Origin of the sequence: Streptomyces sp. NPDC059455 (assembly GCF_042750115.1) — a bacterium.
Classification (GTDB): domain Bacteria; phylum Actinomycetota; class Actinomycetes; order Streptomycetales; family Streptomycetaceae; genus Streptomyces; species Streptomyces endocoffeicus.
The window spans coordinates 24,145-38,353 of the sequence record NZ_JBHYVB010000108.1; the positions used below are offsets into that span (position 1 = coordinate 24,145).

Consider the following 14,209-nt stretch of genomic DNA (forward strand, 5'->3'; position numbering starts at 1 on the left):
TGACGCCCGGCTAGTTGGCGCCTTACCTTCTCTACTGTACTGAACTAGCCGGGCGGCAAGTAAGTGGCGCGTCAGGGCTCTCATCATCCAGGGGGAGACGGAGAACATGGTCGGTAAACAATCAGACGACGAAGCGCCATCCGCTTCGGCACCGGCTCAGGCCGCCCGGGAGGCCCAGCAGCCCCCGGCCAAGGCCGGGCCCAAGCAGCGCAGCACCAGTGTGGTGATATTCGCGCTGATGATCGCGATGCTGCTCGCGATGCTCGACAACATGATCGTGGGCACCGCGATGCCGACCATCGTCGGCGAGCTCGGCGGCCTCGACCACCTCTCCTGGGTGGTGACCGCGTACACCCTGGCGACCGCCGCCTCGACCCCCATCTGGGGCAAGCTCGGCGACATGTACGGCCGCAAGGGCGTCTTCCTCACCTCCATCGTGATCTTCCTCGGTGGCTCGGCGCTGTCCGGTATGGCGCAGAGCATGGGTGAGCTGATCGGCTTCCGGGCCATCCAGGGCCTGGGCGCGGGCGGTCTGATGGTCGGCGTGATGGCGATCATCGGTGACCTGGTGCCGCCCCGGGAGCGTGGCCGCTACCAGGGCATCATGGCCGGTGTGATGGCCGTGGCCATGATCGGTGGCCCGCTGGTCGGCGGCACCCTGACCGACCACCTCGGCTGGCGCTGGATCTTCTACATCAACCTCCCGCTCGGTGCCGTCGCCCTCGCGGCGATCACCGCGGTGCTGCACCTGCCGAAGAAGCGCTCCGAGGGACGGATCGACTACACCGGCGCGGCCCTGCTGACCGTGGGCATCACCTCGCTCGTGCTGATCACCACCTGGGGCGGCAACGAGTACGCCTGGGGGTCGGGCCAGATCATCGGGCTCGGGGCGCTCGGTGTCCTCTCGCTCGCCGCGTTCCTCTACGTCCAGACGCGGGTCGCCGAGCCCGTACTGCCGCTGCACATCTTCCGGAACCTCAACTTCTCGCTGGTCACCGGGATCGGCTTCCTCACCGGTTTCGTGATGTTCGGCTCGACCACCTTCCTGCCGCTCTACCAGCAGACCGTCCAGGGCGCCACGGCCACCAACTCCGGGCTGCTGCTGCTCCCGATGCTGCTGGGCATGCTGGTCGTCTCGCTGGTCGCGGGCCGGGTCACCACCTCGACCGGCAAGTACAAGATCTTCCCGATCGTCGGCGGCCTCCTGATCACCGTCGGGATGTTCCTGCTGTCCACGATGGACACCGAGACCACCCGCTTCACCTCCGGTCTCTTCATGGCGGTGCTCGGCATGGGCATGGGCTGCCTGATGCAGACGACCATGCTGGTGGCGCAGAACAGCGTCGAGATGAAGGACATGGGCGTCGGCAGCTCCTCCGCCACCCTCTTCCGCACCCTGGGCGGCTCCTTCGGCGTCGCCATCCTCGGCGCCCTGTTCACCAACCAGGTGCGGGACACCATGACCGAGCGGGGCGGTGGCAAGGCCGCGGCCATCACCTCCGGAAGTGCCCAGCTCGACCCGGCCAGCCTCAAGCTGCTGCCGCCGCCCATCCGGGACGCGTACACCCACGCGGTGGCCAGCGGTGCCCACCAGGTGTTCCTGTGGGGCGCGCTGATCAGCATCGTCGGTGCCGTCGCGGCCTGGTTCGTCAAGGAGGTCCCGCTGCGCGGGGCCGCCGCCAAGCCCGCCGGCGGCGACGACGCGGCCCCGTCCGAGACGGCGCCGATCGCCGAGACCGTCTGACCAACGGTCCGGATGAGCGGGGTCGCCATCAGGGAGCCGCTGTCGGTGGGGCATGACAGCATCGGACCCATGGTGACCTCGCCGGACGAGGCGCGGCTGGCGCAACTGCGCCGGCTGCGCCTCGCGAAGGACGTGATGGACCGCGACTGGGCCGAGCCGCTCGACCTGGACGCGGTCGCCGGGCACGCCGGCTATTCGCGCTACCACTTCATCCGCGCCTTCAAGGGCGCGTACGGATCCACGCCCGGCCAGTACCTGACCCGGCGCCGCATCGAGCGGGCCGAGGAGCTGCTGCGCTCGGCCAATCTCTCGGTCACCGAGATCTGCTCGCTCGTCGGCTTCAGCAGCCTCGGCACCTTCTCCACGAGCTTCAAGCGGCAGACCGGGCTCACCCCCCGCGCCTACCGGGACCTGTACGTCGGCCGGGCCGCGGCGGTCATCCCGGGGTGTTACGCGATGCTGTGGTACGGCGGGCGCGACGCCCGCGCACCGGGCTCCAAGGACCGCAATTCTCGAGAAGCGGAATGAATCCGCCGCTGCCTACCGTGGCCACGTCGCGACGACGCGCGCGGCCCACCCCGAAACCTCCGGAGGCAGCAATGATCAAGGGGATGTCCATCGTCACCGTCTGGGTCCTCGACCAGGACCGGGCCAAGGAGTTCTACACCGAGAAGCTGGGCTTCGAGGTCCGCACCGACATGAGCATCGGCGGGGACGGCGAGGGCGGCGGTATGCGCTGGCTGACGGTCGGCGCCAAGGACCAGCCGGATGTGCAGCTGACCCTGATGGTGCCCCGCTCACCCGGGCTCGACCCGGAGTCCGCCGAGGCCCTCCGGACGCTGGTCGCCAAGGGTGTGCTCGGCGCCGGGGTGTTCACCACCGATGACATCCACCGGGACTACGAGGCGCTCAAGGCGAAGGGCGTGGAGTTCGTCCAGGAGCCCCAGGAGCGTCCGTACGGCACCGAGGCGCTCTTCCGCGACGACTCCGGCAACTGGTTCTCGTTCACCCAGCCCCGCGAGGAGTTGGATTTCAGCAAGCCGTGGGACGGCTGCACCTCGAGCTGAGTGGTCGGGACTCCGAGTCGAGCTGAGCGGTCGGGACTCCGAGCTGAGCTCAGTGCCCCGGCCGAGTGCTCAGTCCGGCACCTCGATGATCGGGAAGCTGCCGGTGTTGGTGGGCGCGGACTCCGGCAGCCAGAGCACGGCGACCGCGCCCCGGCACTCCCCGTCCGCCTCGTCGCCGCTGTCCATCAGCGGATCCGCGTTGCGGAACGTCAGCCGGGCGCCCAGCACCCGCGCCTGGCCCGCGGCTATGGTCAGCCCCAGGCCGTGCCCGGTGCCCGCGCGGTCCTTGCTGCCGGTGCGGAACCGGCTCGGCCCGTCCTTCAGCAGCTCCTCCGGGAAGCCGGGGCCGTGGTCGCGGACGCGCAGTATCCGCCCCTCGACGGTGACCTCGAAGGGCGGTTTGCCGTGCCGGGCGGCGTTGGCCAGCAGATTGCCCAAGATCCGCTCCAGCCGCCGGGGGTCGGTGGAGACATGGGCGTCGCGCACCACGTTGACCGCCGCGTCGGGGGCCACCGCCCGGACCCGGCGGGCGATGAACTCGGCCACGGCTATCTCCTGGAGCTCCGCGCGCTCCGCGAAGCCGTCCAGCCGCGCGACCTCCAGGACGTCCTCGACCAGGGTGCGCATCGCCTGCGCCCGGTCCCGTACCAGCTCGGTGGGGCGGCCGGGCGGCAGCAGTTCGGCTGCCGTGAGCAGCCCGGTGACCGGGGTGCGCAGCTCGTGCGCGATATCGGCGGTCACCCGGCGCTCGGCCTCCAGCCGCTGCTGAAGTGCCTCGGCCATGCCGTCGACCGCCCGCGCCAGCTCGTCGGTCTCATCGCGCACCCGGCCGCCGATCGACTCGCGCACCCGCACCTCGGAGTCGCCCTCGGCCAGCTTGCGGGCTGCGGTGGCCGCCTTGCGCAGCCGCCGGGAGAGCTGATCGCCGATGAGCACACCGAGCGCGATACCGCCCAGCACCACCGCCACCGAGCCGATGAGCAGCACCCGGTCCAGGTCGTTGAGGACCGCGAACCGGTCCTGGAACTTGGTGTGGACGGACAGCACCTTGCCGTTCCGCAGCGGAACCGAGGCCCACACCTCCGGGGTGCCGGTGCCGGAGTCCTCCAGATAGGTGGCGCGCTGGCCGCGCCACGCCTCCTTCTTCAGCTGATCGGGCAGATGGGGGTCGTCCAGCTTGGCGCCGAACCCCAGCACCCGGGACTGCTCGTACCACCGCTGGGCGACCTTCACCCGCTCGTCCATCACGGTGCGGCTGTTGTCGAGCATGGAGACACGGGCCGCGTTGTGGACGACGAGGCTCAGCACCACCGCGACCAGCGTGCTCACGGCCGCGATGGCGAGGCTGACCTTCCACCGCAAGCCGGTGCGCAGTGCGAGCTGCCGCAACGCCGCTCAGCCCTTGAGCTTGTAGCCGAAGCCGCGGACCGTCTCGATGCGGTCCTGGCCTATCTTGCCGCGCAGCCGCTGCACATGGACGTCCACGACCCGGGTGTCCCCGCCCCAGCCGTACTCCCAGACCCGCTCCAGCAGCCGGTCGCGGGAGAGCACGGTGCCGGGCGCGGCCGAGAACTCCAGCAGCAGCCGCATCTCGGTCGGGGTGAGCGCCACCTGAAGGCCGCCCTTGCGGACCTCCATGCCCTCGGGGTCGACCTCCAGATCGCCGAAGCGCAGCACCCCGCCGTCGGGCTCCTCGGGGACGGGCTCCGCGCCCCGCCCGCCGGGGCCGCTGGCATGGCCGAAGCGGCGCAGCACGGCCCGGATGCGGGCCACCAGCACCGCGCCGTCGAAGGGCTTGGTCACATAGTCGTCGGCGCCGGCTTCGAGGCCGAGCACCACATCGATGGAGTCGGCGCGCGCGGAAAGCATGATCACGGGAACGGTGGACTCGTCGCGGATCCGGCGGCACAGGCTGACCCCGTCCAGGCCCGGAACCATCACATCGAGCAGCGCGATATCGGGGCGGTCGGCCCGGAAGCGCTCGAGGCCGGTCAGCCCGTCGGGCGCGGCCGTCACGAGAAAGCCATCGCGCTCCAGGGCGAGTTGCGTGGCTTCACGGATGACATCGTCGTCCTCGACGAAGAGCACATGGGTCTCGGCCACAGCCTCGCTTCAGCCTTCCGTTCCGTCGTCGGCGCGCGCGGTCGGCGCCGGGGTCGCCTCTTCCTTGGGCGTGGGCACATTCTTGCTGTAGTCGGTGCGCTCGCGGGACCGCACCGTGAACGAACGGTCCGCTCCGGACCAGCCGTAGGTGATCACGGTCTCGCTCGAAGGGCAACAGACCGAGTCCCCGGAGGTGTAGGAGAGCTTCGTCACTCGCAGCTCGTCCTTGGCGACATCGGCGTAGACGGGCGGCTGCTCATCGCTGAAGACGTTCTCGTACCGGTCGCCCACCTTGCGGTACACATACGAGCCGATGCCGAAGCCGTCGGTGCAGCTCATGACGTTGATGACCAGGTCGGAATCGGCGGAGCCGGTCAGCCGGCCGGACGTCACGTCCACCGGATAGCCCTTGATCTCCTGCTTGGACTCGCGCTCCTTGGCCGTGGGGCAGGGCTTGAGGCTCGTCTTCAGATCGTCGCTGACCTGCGGATCCGCCTTGACCAGCTTGATCACGTCGACCTTCTTCCCGGTAGCCGGTGACGGCCGGGCCGATCCACGGCCACCCGCGTACGCGCCGGAGTCCGCGGCGGCCGAGGCCCACTCGGTGCTCGCCGGACCCTCCTTGCGCACCCCCTGGCTCGCGTCACCGCATCCGGCCAGCATCCAGCCGCCGGCGGCCGCGAGGCCCACGACCGCGCCGCCGGTGAGCATGACCGTCCTGTTGGGAGAGGCCCTGGTCAGGCCGCGCACCGTTCCTGCCCCCGCTCCTGGCGGGCGCGCCGGACCCGACCCGTGTGCTGCCGGACGTTGGTGGCCGGCTTGCTGCCCCCGTCCTGACGGCCGAGCGCGCGGGCGTCCAGATCGCGGCTCTCCAGCTCCTGCCGCAGCCGGGCCAGCGCCCGGTGCAGCGTGCTCTTGACCGTTCCGGTCGACATTCCGAGCGCCTCCGCGGTCTCTTCGGTCGTCATCTGCTCCCAGTGTCGCAGCACCACGACACTGCGCTGCTTGGGAGCGAGCACCGAAAGGATGTCCATCAGCAGGGCGCGGTCGGCGTGCTGCTCGGTGCCGTCGTCGACGCTCGCCTCCGGAAGCTGCTCGGTGGGCACCTCGTCCAGCTTGCGGGCGCGCCACCACTCGGTACGGGTGTTGATCATCACGCGCCGGAGATAGGCGTCCGCGAGCGACTTGTCGGCTATGCCGTCCCAGCGGCCGTAGGTGCGCACCAAGGCGGTCTGGAGCAGATCCTGTGCCTCGACCGGGTCGGGGATCAGCCGACGGGCGCTGCGCAGCAGCGCGTCCTGCCGATTCCGCACGTACTCCTCAAAGTCCAGAACATTGCTGCTGCTCATGATGTGCAGCCTCCATCCCGCTGTTTCCCCGCCGTTGATGTGTCCGGCTTCTCGCTCGGCACGGGAAGGACGCTACGGAGGCGCTGTTGCGGCGCCATGCGCAACTGCGCCTCGGCAAACGCACAGCTACCCATAGGTTGTGTAACAACGGAACCCGGCCCGACTGAGTGTCAGAACCGGGTCCTGGGCGTGTCACAGGTCTGTCACAGACAGGGCCGTGACGAGGGATGTTCTCAGGTCAGCGGCAGCCGGTAGAGGCCGCCCGAGAGCGGCTCCACCAGTCCGTCGGAGACGAGCCCGTCGAGCGCGCGAGCCCGCTGCACCGGCTCGTCCCACACCTGGTCCAGCGCCGTCTGCGGCACCGGTGTCACAGCCTCCCGCAACACCGCGAGCAGCTTGCCCCGCACCTGGCGGTCCGTGCCGGCGTAGGTCTGGCCGCGCCGCGGCGGTCCCTCGTGCTCCGGCGAACCGGCCTGCCGCCAGGCGCACAGCGCGGCGATCGGGCAGCGTACGCAGTCGGGGGTACGGGCCGTGCAGACCAGCGCGCCCAGCTCCATCGTGGCGGCCGCCCAGCGCGCCGCGGTCGGCTCCTCCTCGGGGAGCAGGGTGCGGGCCAGCTTGCGCTCGGCGGCGGTGGTGGCGTTCGGCGGGTACTGCGTACCGCTGACCGCGCGCGCGAACACCCGGCGGACATTGGTGTCCAGCACCGGATGGCGCTGGCCGTACGCGAACGAGGCCACGGCCGCCGCCGTGTACTCACCCACCCCCGGCAGCGCCAGCAACTGGGCGTGGTCGCGCGGTACGTCACCGCCGTGCCGCTCCCTTATGGCGGCCGCGGCGCCGTGCAGCCGCAGCGCCCGGCGCGGATAGCCCAGCCGGCCCCAGGCGCGGACCGCCTCACCGGGCGGTTCCGCGGCCAGGTCGGCCGGGCGCGGCCAGCGGGCGAGCCACTGCTCGTACACCGGCAGCACCCGGTTCACCGGGGTCTGCTGGAGCATGAACTCGCTCACCATCACACCCCAGGCGCCCGCCTCGGGGCGGCGCCAGGGGAGGTCGCGCGCGTGCGCGTCGAACCAGTCGATGACGGGCCGGTGCAGAACGGCTCCGTCGGGGTCGGAGGATGCGGCGGCCGGGACGGCGGAAGCGGAAATGGCAGTCATCGCATCCGATCCTGACATGACGGGACGGCTCACGGGGCCCAGGGCGCGGGCGTTCGGGTCGAGCCGCGCCAGTCGTTGCCAAATCGTGCGATACGGCGCCCGTACGGGAACGGATGGCCGCTTGCCGCGCCCGGGTGCGGTCTTTCGGCGCCCCTGGGGTGACCTCAGGGCACCTTGTGGGCGTCTGGGGGACCCCTCATGTGCCGGATCCGGTCGGATCATGAGAAAAGTAGGGCCTGGAGCGGGGGTTATTGGCCGGTTGTGCTCCCGATCTCTCGTAGAGTTTCCGCGTGGGATCTCTGCGCAATCCGATCGGGCCGCTTCCCTCCTCCATTTACTGGCGGCGGAGGGCCGTTGCGCTGGCCCTGCTCGTCGCCATCATTCTCGTGGTCATCTGGGCCTTCGGCTGGGGTGGTGCGGGAGGTGGCGGAAGTGACGAGGGCAAGGGATCGGGCGGCGGGGGACCCGCGAGCACGATCACCCCGGGCCCCTCCTCCTCCGGACCGGTCAACAGCGAACGGCCGGGCGGGCGCGACGAGTCCGACAGCGGCGGCTCGGGATCGGGCGGCTCCGGCGGCAGCGGGGGCAGCGGCGGCGGCTCGGACGACGGCGGTGCGGACGCGAGCGGCGGTGGCGCGGGCGGCGGCAGCGGCTCCGGCGGCGCGGGCGGCTCCTCGGGCGGTGGCGCGGGCGGCGGCGCGGGCGGTGGTATCGGCACCGGGACCGGGCAGGGCCTGCCCGCCGGGTCGAGCCTGCGGGACTGCCGCCCCGGTGACGCGGAGCTGACGGTGCGCAGCGTCAAGGACTCCAAGGTCAAGAACACCTGGGCGCCGGGGGAGAAGCCCAACTTCGAGATCGTCGTGAAGAACACCAAGTCGAGCTCCTGCAAGGTCGACTTCGGGCGCGCCGCGGCCTCGCTGACCATCACCGACGCCCACAACGCCCACGTCTGGGCCTCCGACGACTGCCCCGAGGGCAGCGCCGCCGCGCTGGTCGAGGTGCCGGGGTCCGGCCAGACCAAGCGCACCGTGGAGTGGGACCGCAAGCGCAGCGCCGAGCACTGCGCCACGCCGTCGGGCGGCGCGTCGGCCAAGCCGGGCACGTATCTGGTCGAGGTGAAGGTGGACGGCCTCGGCACGGCCAAGGTGTCGTTCGTCCTCGAGAAGGACTAGGCCCCCACCAAGGACCGGGTCCCCCAGCCAAGGACCGAATCCGCCCCCCGGCTGCTTCTGCCGGGGGGCGTTGGTATCGCTGTGTGCTGCTCGAATCGGTGATGGGTCATCAGCCGCAGGGTTTGTCAAAAGCGTTGACGAATACCCATGGGCGCTCCTACCTTCATCGCGTCGTGCATCATACGTCATATATGAGAGGCGAAATGCCCGGATTAGGGGACCAGTGTCCATTTATGCTGCGGGGTCGCCTCGGGTGCAGGCCGCGCCGGCCGGCAGTCGGGCCGACTGAACTGATCAGGCAGCAGCCGCTCATCCACTGACGATGTGAGATGCGGCCCGTTCACCGCCAAGATCCCGGGCCGCGACAGAGAGTCAGCATGCTCCCTCTGTGGGGGAGCCTATCCAACTTCGGGAGCGATGGTGCCCCAGTCCAGCGTGCCCTTGTCCAAGGCCGGGAGATCCCCGGCGTCACCGCCTCGGCGACACAGCCGCATGCGATGGACGATCGTCGGCTTCTCGGCGCTCGGCCTCACGATCGCCTATCTCGACCGCGCCGCGCTGAGTGTGGCGATGCCCCACATGTCGGATGAGTTCCACATCAGCTCCGCCGTGCAAGGGGTGATGCTCTCGGCGTTCTTCTGGACCTACGCCCTGTTCCAGATTCCCTCCGGCTGGCTGCTGGACCGCTTCGGCCCGAGGGTCATCTACCCTGTCGCGGTCGGCTGGTGGCGGGAGCCGCCGTGCCCCGACCCCGCACGCACGACGTGCGGCCCCGCGGAGCTAGACGTACCGCTCCAGGATGGACGACTCGGCCAGCCGGGACAGCCCCTCGCGGACCGAGCGGGCCCGGGCCTCGCCCACGCCGTCCACCATCTGCAGATCGTCCACGCTCGCGGCCAACAGCTTCTGCAGACCGCCGAAGTGCTCCACCAGCCGCTCGATGATGGCGCCCGGCAGCCGCGGCACCTTGGCCAGCAGCCGGAAGCCGCGCGGCGAGACCGCCGAGTCGAGGGTCTCGGGCGAGCCGGTGTACCCCAGCGCGCGGGCCACGATGGGGAGTTCGAGCAGCTCGGCGTGGGTCAGCCGGTCCAGCTCGGCGAGCGCGTCGGCCACCGTACGGGTGCGCTTGGCGGTCGGCTCGGGCACGTAGTCCCGCACCACCAGCTCGCGCTCGGGCTCCACGCCCGCGATCAGCTCGTCCAGCTGGAGGGAGAGCAGCCGGCCGTCGGTGCCCAGCTCGACCACGTACTCCGCGATCTCGGTGGCGATACGGCGGACCATCTCCAGCCGCTGCGCGACCGCGCTCACATCCCGGACGGTGACCAGGTCCTCGATCTCCAGAGCCGAGAGCGTGCCCGCCACCTCGTCGAGGCGGAGCTTGTACCGCTCCAGCGTGGCCAGCGCCTGGTTGGCGCGGGAGAGGATCGCCGCCGAGTCCTCCAGGACCCGCCGCTGACCGTCCACATACAGCGCGATCAGCCGCATCGACTGGCTGACCGAGACCACCGGGAAGCCGGTCTGGATGGAGACGCGCTGCGCGGTCCGGTGCCGGGTGCCGGTCTCCTCGGTGGGGATCGCCGCGTCCGGGACCAGCTGCACCCCGGCCCGCACGATCTTGGAGATGTCCTTGTCGAGCACCAGCGCGCCGTCCAGCTTGCACAGCTCGCGCAGCCGGGTCGCGGTGAACTCGACGTCGATGACGAAGCCGCCGGTGCACAGCGACTCGACGGTCTTGTCGGTGCCGAGCACGATCAGCCCGCCGGTGTTTCCCCGGAGAACGCGCTCGAGGCCGTCGCGCAACGCCGTACCCGGCGCGACCGCGCTCAGGGAGGCACGCATCAGACCGTCGGCCTTGCCGGGTGCCGTTGCCCGGTCGCCTGCTGCCACTGCACTCCTCCGTCGCAAGGTCTGTCGGTGCCACGAGTCGCCCCGCCATGCCGGTGCGCGAGGCCACGTATGGGCGAGACCAGGGCAAAGTCTACCGGCGGCCACCGGCCTCCCGTGGGGTCTCCCGGCGTACGCCTGTAGGCGTGAAGCGGAGTGCGACTCCCCCTGGGCGGTGCGCCACCCGGCTCACCGACCCCCGGCGTACGCCCTCACCAGCGCACACGGCCACGCTTCCGCCACCGCTCCGGTGACGCACCGCCCACCATGTCAGCCCTGGTCGTCCGCTTCCACCCGCGCCTTCTCGCCCCGCTCCCGGCGCCGCGGCAGGACCCGCAGCGCGTCCCCGATGTCCGCCACCTCCAGCACCCGCATCCCGTCCGGGATCCGGCCCGGGTCGCCCGGCACCAGGGCGTGGGTGAAGCCGAGCCGGGCCGCCTCCGTCAGCCGCCGCTGCACCCCGGTGACCCGCCTGACCTCGCCCGCGAGCCCCACCTCGCCGATCGCCACCAGGTTCTTGGGCAGCGGGGTGTCACTGGCGGCGCTGGCCAGCGCGAGCGCCACGGCGAGGTCCGCGGCGGGCTCGGACAGCTTCACCCCGCCCACCGTGGCGCTGTAGATGTCCCGCTTGCCCAGCGCGCTGATCCGGCCGCGCTGCTCCAGCACGGCCAGCATCATCGAGACCCGGGACGTCTCCAGACCGGAGGTGGTCCGGCGCGGCGAGGGGATCTGGGAGTCCACGGTGAGCGCCTGCACCTCGGCCACCAGCGGCCGGCGGCCCTCCAGGGTGACCGTCAGACACGTGCCCGGCACCGGCTCGTCGCGGCGGGTGAGGAACAGCCCGGAGGGGTCGGCGAGCCCGGTGATGCCCTCGTCGTGCAGCTCGAAGCAGCCGACCTCGTCCGTCGCCCCGTAGCGGTTCTTCACCCCGCGCACCAGCCGCAGCCGGGCGTGCCGGTCGCCCTCGAAGTGCAGCACGACATCCACCAGATGCTCCAGCAGCCGGGGCCCGGCGATGGCCCCGTCCTTGGTGACATGGCCCACCAGCAGCGTGGACATCCCGCGCTCCTTGGACACGCGGATCAGCGCCCCGGCCACCTCGCGCACCTGCGCCATCCCGCCCGGCGCGCCGTCGATCTCGGGCGAGGCGACGGTCTGCACCGAGTCCAGGACGAGCAGCGAGGGCTTGACCGAGTCCAGATGGCCGAGGACCGTCGAGAGGTCGGTCTCGGCGGCGAGGTAGAGATGCTCGCTCAGCGCGCCGATGCGGTCGGCGCGCAGCCGCACCTGACTCGCCGACTCCTCACCGGTGATGTAGAGCGTGCGGTGCTCCTCGGAGGCGGCCTTGGCCGCCACGTCCAGCAGCAGCGTGGACTTGCCGACCCCGGGCTCCCCGGCGAGCAGCACGACCGCGCCGGGGACCAGCCCGCCGCCGAGCACCCGGTCGAGCTCGTCCACGCCCGTGCCCCGCGCGGTGGCCTGACGGCCGTCCACCTGGCCGATGGGCAGGGCGGCCGAGGTGACCCGGCCGGGTGCGGTGGTGCGCACCGCGGGCGCCCCGTACTCCTCGACCGTGCCCCACGCCTGGCACTCCGGGCAGCGGCCGAGCCACTTGGCGGTGGTCCAGCCGCACTCCGTACAGCGGTAGGAGGGTCGGTCCTTGGCGGATGAGCGGGAGGAGCTACGGGCAGCCATGCCGTAACGCTAGCGTCGCCCACCGACAGAGCCGAACGGCGGAGGGCGCATAGCAGGTTGTGGCCACCGGAGGGGGACACCTGTCCCCTTATGAGGGAGATGGTCACCCGTAAGGGTTAAAACAGCGCAAGTGACGCGAGGAAGTCTGCATCATCCGCCTACCGTCGCCGGGTGATGAGCAGCAGGTCCGAGCACTCGACACAGACCACCGGCGCACAGCGGGCGCGGCGCCGTGCGCCCCGCTCCACCACCACCCGCCCCCAGCGGCCTCCGGAACGCTACGAGCCGTACCTGGACGGCCTGTTCACGTACTGCCTGTCGGCCCTGTGCGAGCACGACGCCGCGGCCGTCGCGGTGGGCGACGTACTGGCGGTGGCCGAGCGCCGCACCGGCCGGGGGCGGGGCCGGGTGACCGCGGAGGGCGAGCTGTCCCGCCCGTGGCTCTACGCGGTCGCCCGCTGGGCCTGTCTGCGCAAACTGGCCGAACGCCGCGGCCGTACGGGGACGGACACCCCGGGCGACGGCGCCGGGGCCGAGCTGCCGGAGCCCATCGCCGCCCAGCGCCGCCGCGAACTGGCCGCGCTGGCCTGGCCGGAGGCCGCCGGGACCTCCGCCGAGCAGCGCGAGGCGCTCGAGCTCGCGGTGCGCCACCGGCTGGGCCCCTCCGAGGTGGCCGCGGTGCTCGGCAAGGACCAGGAGGAGACCCGCGCCCTGCTCTCCAGCGCCGCCTGCGAGGTGGAGCGGACCCGCGCCGCGCTCGCCGTCGTCGAGCTCGGCCACTGCCCGGTGGTCGCACGGCTCGCGGGCGACACCCAGGTGCTGCTCTCCGCCGCCCTCCGCCGTGAGCTGGTGCGCCATGTGGACGACTGCCGCGAGTGCCGCCGGATGGCCGAGCGCGCCACGGCCGACGGACCCTGGCCCGGTACGGCGGCCGCGCCCGCCGCGCTGCCGGTGGTGGAGGCCCCCCGCGCCGCCGTGCACGCCGCACTGCTGGGCGCGCTCAACGGCCGGCCCGCCCGCGCGGGCGCCGGGCCCCGGTTCGACCGGCGTGGCTTTCCGCTGGAGCCCCAGGACCGGGCCGCCCGCCGCAGCCGGATGCGCAGCCGCGTGATGACCACGACGGTGGTCGCCACGGTCGTGGCGGCCCCGGTGCTCGCCCTGTGGGCCGCCTACCGGGGCGCACCGCTCGCCGGTGACGAGCGTGACACGGACTCGGTGGCCGCCGCCGACGCGGACGGCGTGGACCAGGCCCCGGCCGGTCAGGACCGGCCCGCCCGGCGCTCGTACGAGCAGACCGGCAGTGCGCAGGACCGTTCCGGCACGCGGATCGGCTCCGGCCCGCGCAGCGCCAAGGCGGGCCGCGGGGCGTCGGATGTGTCGGTCGAGGTGATCGACGCGGACGGTGTGGTGGAGCGGCCGGGGCACAAGGGCGGCGAGCCGTCCCGCCCGGACCGCTCCCCGGCCGGTGGCGGCCGCCCCGGGAACGGCTCCGGACCCTCCCGGCCCGCCCCAGGGCCGGGGCGGCTCACGGTCACGGCCCACCCCGAGGGCGATGTGACGGTCATCACCCTCACCGCCTCCGGCGGTTCACCGGTCCACTGGTCGGCCTCCGCCGGGGCGACCTGGCTCCAGCTGAACCACCCGGCCGGGGCGCTGCGGCCCGGCGACTCCACGACCATCACGGTCTCGGTGGACCACGATCGGGAGCCGGCCGGGCACTGGAGCGCGCGGGTCTCGGTGGACCCGGCGGGCGCGGTGGTGCTGATCGAGGGCCGGGGCGCGTCCCCCGGCCCCACGGGCCCCTCCGACCAGCCGACCCCGGCCCCGAGCGACCCGTCGCCGACGCCCTCCGGCTCGCCCGCGGCGAAGCGCTGACGGCGGCCCGGAGGCGGCGGGTGGCGGATCTTCCCCTCCCCGCCCCTTCCCGTAACCAGGGGCTCCGTCCCTGGACCCCGGGGGTGCGGAAGGGGCCCCCGCGCGGGGCGGGGGGGGGGGGGTGTGTGGGGCCCCCCCGGCGGGGGGCGCACGCCCCCGG

12 protein-coding genes and 1 pseudogene are annotated in these 14,209 nt (G+C 72.2%); 6 read left to right on the top strand and 7 right to left on the bottom strand.

Translation table 11 applies throughout. The annotated features are described in order from the left end of the window. Positions 1-106 precede the first annotated feature (106 nt). The 3 genes from ACFXB5_RS31905 (at position 107) to ACFXB5_RS31915 (ending at position 2,811) form a co-directional block, all read left to right on the top strand. Positions 107-1,744, top strand: a complete 1,638-nt coding sequence (locus ACFXB5_RS31905) for an MDR family MFS transporter (protein ID WP_385214312.1) — start codon at positions 107-109, stop codon at positions 1,742-1,744. Between the two features lie 69 nt (positions 1,745-1,813). Further along, a complete protein-coding gene (locus tag ACFXB5_RS31910; RefSeq protein WP_385214315.1) occupies positions 1,814-2,272 on the top strand; it encodes a helix-turn-helix transcriptional regulator in 459 nt (152 codons plus the stop codon). Between the two features lie 71 nt (positions 2,273-2,343). After that, a complete protein-coding gene (locus tag ACFXB5_RS31915) occupies positions 2,344-2,811 on the top strand; it encodes a VOC family protein (RefSeq protein ID WP_385214317.1) in 468 nt (155 codons plus the stop codon). Between the two features lie 69 nt (positions 2,812-2,880). Here the strand turns inward: ACFXB5_RS31915 and cseC are convergent, their stop codons facing one another. From cseC to ACFXB5_RS31940, 5 genes are all read right to left on the bottom strand, one after another. Further along, a complete protein-coding gene (gene cseC, locus ACFXB5_RS31920; RefSeq protein ID WP_385214320.1) occupies positions 2,881-4,200 on the bottom strand; it encodes a two-component system sensor histidine kinase CseC in 1,320 nt (439 codons plus the stop codon). 6 nt (positions 4,201-4,206) lie between these two features. Next, positions 4,207-4,914, bottom strand: coding sequence for a two-component system response regulator CseB (cseB, locus tag ACFXB5_RS31925; protein WP_086881012.1), 708 nt, complete (start codon positions 4,912-4,914; stop codon positions 4,207-4,209). A gap of 9 nt (positions 4,915-4,923) precedes the next feature. Next, positions 4,924-5,664: a hypothetical protein gene (locus ACFXB5_RS31930; protein ID WP_385214324.1), complete on the bottom strand. Its 741-nt coding sequence runs from the start codon at positions 5,662-5,664 to the stop codon at positions 4,924-4,926. Then, positions 5,652-6,263, bottom strand: coding sequence for a SigE family RNA polymerase sigma factor (locus tag ACFXB5_RS31935; RefSeq protein ID WP_385214327.1), 612 nt, complete (start codon positions 6,261-6,263; stop codon positions 5,652-5,654). Before ACFXB5_RS31935 ends, ACFXB5_RS31930 begins: the two co-directional genes overlap by 13 nt. Positions 6,264-6,496: 233 nt before the next feature. Further along, positions 6,497-7,423, bottom strand: coding sequence for an A/G-specific adenine glycosylase (locus ACFXB5_RS31940; protein ID WP_385214330.1), 927 nt, complete (start codon positions 7,421-7,423; stop codon positions 6,497-6,499). Between the two features lie 290 nt (positions 7,424-7,713). On the opposite strand from ACFXB5_RS31940, the gene ACFXB5_RS31945 reads away from it, so the two are divergent. Then, a complete protein-coding gene (locus tag ACFXB5_RS31945; protein WP_385214333.1) occupies positions 7,714-8,595 on the top strand; it encodes a hypothetical protein in 882 nt (293 codons plus the stop codon). Positions 8,596-9,087: 492 nt separating this feature from the next. Continuing rightward, positions 9,088-9,312 (top strand): annotated as a pseudogene (locus ACFXB5_RS31950) (MFS transporter); the annotation flags it as partial. 63 nt (positions 9,313-9,375) lie between these two features. On the opposite strand, the gene disA reads toward ACFXB5_RS31950, so the two are convergent. Both disA and radA read right to left on the bottom strand, forming a co-directional pair. Then, complete coding sequence (gene disA / locus ACFXB5_RS31955; protein WP_385214341.1) at positions 9,376-10,434, bottom strand: DNA integrity scanning diadenylate cyclase DisA; 1,059 nt, start codon at positions 10,432-10,434, stop codon at positions 9,376-9,378. A gap of 315 nt (positions 10,435-10,749) precedes the next feature. Further along, complete coding sequence (gene radA, locus ACFXB5_RS31960; protein WP_385214335.1) at positions 10,750-12,174, bottom strand: DNA repair protein RadA; 1,425 nt, start codon at positions 12,172-12,174, stop codon at positions 10,750-10,752. A gap of 174 nt (positions 12,175-12,348) precedes the next feature. On the opposite strand from radA, the gene ACFXB5_RS31965 reads away from it, so the two are divergent. Continuing rightward, positions 12,349-14,049: a sigma-70 family RNA polymerase sigma factor gene (locus tag ACFXB5_RS31965; RefSeq protein ID WP_385214338.1), complete on the top strand. Its 1,701-nt coding sequence runs from the start codon at positions 12,349-12,351 to the stop codon at positions 14,047-14,049. Positions 14,050-14,209: the final 160 nt, after the last annotated feature.

What these genes read in the sequence shown, in the direction of transcription:
- ACFXB5_RS31905 (WP_385214312.1), top strand. Translation starts at nt 107, where the DNA reads ATGGTCGGTAAACAATCAGACGACGAAGCGCCATCCGCTTCGGCACCG.
- ACFXB5_RS31910 (WP_385214315.1), top strand. Translation starts at nt 1,814, where the DNA reads ATGGTGACCTCGCCGGACGAGGCGCGGCTGGCGCAACTGCGCCGGCTG.
- ACFXB5_RS31965 (WP_385214338.1), top strand. Translation starts at nt 12,349, where the DNA reads ATGAGCAGCAGGTCCGAGCACTCGACACAGACCACCGGCGCACAGCGG.
- ACFXB5_RS31940 (WP_385214330.1), bottom strand. Translation starts at nt 7,423, where the DNA reads ATGACTGCCATTTCCGCTTCCGCCGTCCCGGCCGCCGCATCCTCCGAC.
- radA (WP_385214335.1), bottom strand. Translation starts at nt 12,174, where the DNA reads ATGGCTGCCCGTAGCTCCTCCCGCTCATCCGCCAAGGACCGACCCTCC.
- ACFXB5_RS31935 (WP_385214327.1), bottom strand. Translation starts at nt 6,263, where the DNA reads ATGAGCAGCAGCAATGTTCTGGACTTTGAGGAGTACGTGCGGAATCGG.
- disA (WP_385214341.1), bottom strand. Translation starts at nt 10,434, where the DNA reads ATGCGTGCCTCCCTGAGCGCGGTCGCGCCGGGTACGGCGTTGCGCGAC.
- ACFXB5_RS31915 (WP_385214317.1), top strand. Translation starts at nt 2,344, where the DNA reads ATGATCAAGGGGATGTCCATCGTCACCGTCTGGGTCCTCGACCAGGAC.